We start from the raw sequence: 2435 nt of genomic DNA on the forward strand, positions 1-2435 counted from the left end.
ATTTATCTTAAATAAATCATGAGTTATATAACAACAGATTAAAACATAAATGAGATTACTTTTTCATTAACTGAATAATCCGTAACTTAGCAAGAGCTTTAGCAAGTTCCGCTGATGCCTGAGCATAGTTGATATTATGATGTAAATTTTTAAGAAAATCTTTTGCTTTTTGTTGTGATTCTATTGCTTTAGCTTCATCAAGTTCTTCACCTCTAATAGCTGTATCAGCTAATACAGTTACGTTATGAAATTGAACTTCAAGTATACCACCTGATATGTAAATATATTCTTCTTTACCAGTTTCGTTAACGATACGTATCATACCAGGCTTAATTTGAGTTAGTAATGGAGCATGACCAGGAAATATACCTAATTCACCTTCACTACCTGTGACTTGAATTTTTTCAACGATACCTGAAAATATTTTTTGTTCAGCACTTACGACATCTAAATGAAAATATTTAATACTCATGACATCATTGTTATCCGTAAAATAGCTATAGTAGATTAGCTTTAACTACTGCTTCTTCAATCGAACCTACCATATAAAATGCTTGTTCTGGTAATAAATCATATTTACCAACCATAATATCTTTAAAACTACTAATTGTTTCTTTCATAGAAACATACTTACCAGGAAAGCCAGTAAAAATTTCTGCTACAAAAAATGGCTGTGATAAAAAACGTTGAATTTTACGTGCGCGGGATACAACAAGTTTATCATCTTCTGATAGTTCATCTATACCTAATATAGCGATTATATCTTTTAATTCTTGGTAACGTTGTAGAATAGATTGTACCCCAAGGGCTACATCATAGTGTTCTTGACCAACTATTAAAGGATCTAACTGACGACTAGTAGATTCTAGAGGATCTATAGCTGGGTAAATGCCTAAAGAAGCTATCTGACGACTAAGAACTACTGTAGCATCAATATGAGCAAATGTAGTCGCTGGGGCAGGATCAGTTAAATCATCGGCAGGTACATAAACTGCTTGTATTGAAGTTATAGAACCAGTTTTAGTAGAAGTAATTCGTTCTTGTAGAACTCCCATTTCTTCTGCTAGTGTTGGTTGATAACCAACTGCTGATGGCATACGACCTAGTAAAGCAGATACTTCTGCCCCAGCTAAAGTATAACGATAAATATTATCTATAAAAAGTAAAACATCACGGCCTTCATCACGAAATTTTTCTGCTATAGTTAAGCCTGTAAGTACTACTCGCAGACGATTACCTGGGGGCTCATTCATCTGTCCATATACAAGCGAAACTTTATCAATCACATTAGAATCAGTCATTTCATGATAAAAATCATTTCCTTCACGGGTACGTTCACCTACGCCAGTGAATACTGAATAACCTGCATGTTCAATAGCAATATTACGGATTAGTTCCATCATATTGACAGTTTTACCAACCCCAGCACCACCAAAAAGGCCAACTTTTCCACCTTTTACAAAAGGACACATTAAGTCAATAACTTTTATACCTGTTTCTAAAATTTCTTGAGAAATTGCTAATTCTTCATAGCTAGGGGCTAGACGATGAATAGACCACCGTTCTGTTTCACCAATATCTCCTTTCATATCAATTGGTTCACCTAGTACGTTCATAATACGTCCTAAGGTAGATTTACCTACAGGTACTTCAATAGTATGCCCTAAATCAATAACTTTTAATCCTCTACGTAAACCATCAGAAATACCCATAGCTATGCATCGAACTACACCACCACCGAGTTGTTGTTCTACTTCTAGTATTAATTTTGTAGTACCGTTTTTAACTTCAAGTGCATTATATATTTTTGGAACAAAATTTTGTTGAAATTCAACATCAACAATGGCACCGATAACTTGGATAATATTTCCCGTTATCATCTAAAATCCTCTTAACTATTTTAGTTTGTTTGTAAAAAAGTTTTAACTTAAATAGCTGCGGCTCCGGCAACTAATTCAGTTAGTTCTTGAGTAATACTATTTTGTCTAGCTTGATTATAAATAATTTTTAGTTCTTGAATGATATTACTACCATTATCAGTAGCTGTTTTCATAGCTACCATTCGGGCAGCTTGTTCACTAGCAATATTTTCAACAACGCTCTGATATATTTGTGATTCTATATAACGAGATAATAATAGATCTAATAAAAACTTTGAGTCTGGTTCATATAAATAATCCCAGTATTTCATTTTTAAATCTATTTGATTATCAGATGGAATAGGTAATATTTGTAATATTTGTGGAATTTGAGATATAGTATTTATAAATTTATTACTGACAACATATAGTTTATCTATATTTTTATCGTTATATGCTTGTAACATTACTTTAACAGGTCCTATTATTTCTGAAATAACTGGATTATCTGTTATACCAGTAACTTGTGCAACTATCTTAATATTAAGAGTATTAAAAAAAGATACCGCTTTATAA

At 32.4% G+C, this 2435-nt stretch carries 3 protein-coding genes; all 3 read right to left on the reverse strand.

The genetic code is table 11. The features are described from left to right. Nucleotides 1-55: 55 nt before the first annotated feature. On the reverse strand, nt 56-472 hold the full coding sequence (locus tag CEX73_RS03160) for a F0F1 ATP synthase subunit epsilon (RefSeq protein ID WP_101627131.1): 417 nt from the start codon (nt 470-472) through the stop codon (nt 56-58). A 25-nt stretch (nt 473-497) separates the two neighbouring features. Next, entirely contained in the window at nt 498-1880 is a 1383-nt protein-coding gene (gene atpD / locus CEX73_RS03165) for a F0F1 ATP synthase subunit beta (protein ID WP_101627132.1), read from the reverse strand. Nucleotides 1881-1927: 47 nt separating this feature from the next. Continuing rightward, nucleotides 1928-2435: F0F1 ATP synthase subunit gamma (locus CEX73_RS03170; RefSeq protein WP_260081463.1), on the reverse strand; the 508-nt coding region annotated here is incomplete at its 5' end.

The organism is Candidatus Palibaumannia cicadellinicola (assembly GCF_002855795.1).
Classification (GTDB): domain Bacteria; phylum Pseudomonadota; class Gammaproteobacteria; order Enterobacterales; family Enterobacteriaceae; genus Baumannia; species Baumannia cicadellinicola_C.

Excerpts from the sequence above, each read along its gene's own strand:
- CEX73_RS03160 (WP_101627131.1), bottom strand. The coding sequence starts at position 472 with ATGAGTATTAAATATTTTCATTTAGATGTCGTAAGTGCTGAACAAAAA.
- atpD (WP_101627132.1), bottom strand. The coding sequence starts at position 1,880 with ATGATAACGGGAAATATTATCCAAGTTATCGGTGCCATTGTTGATGTT.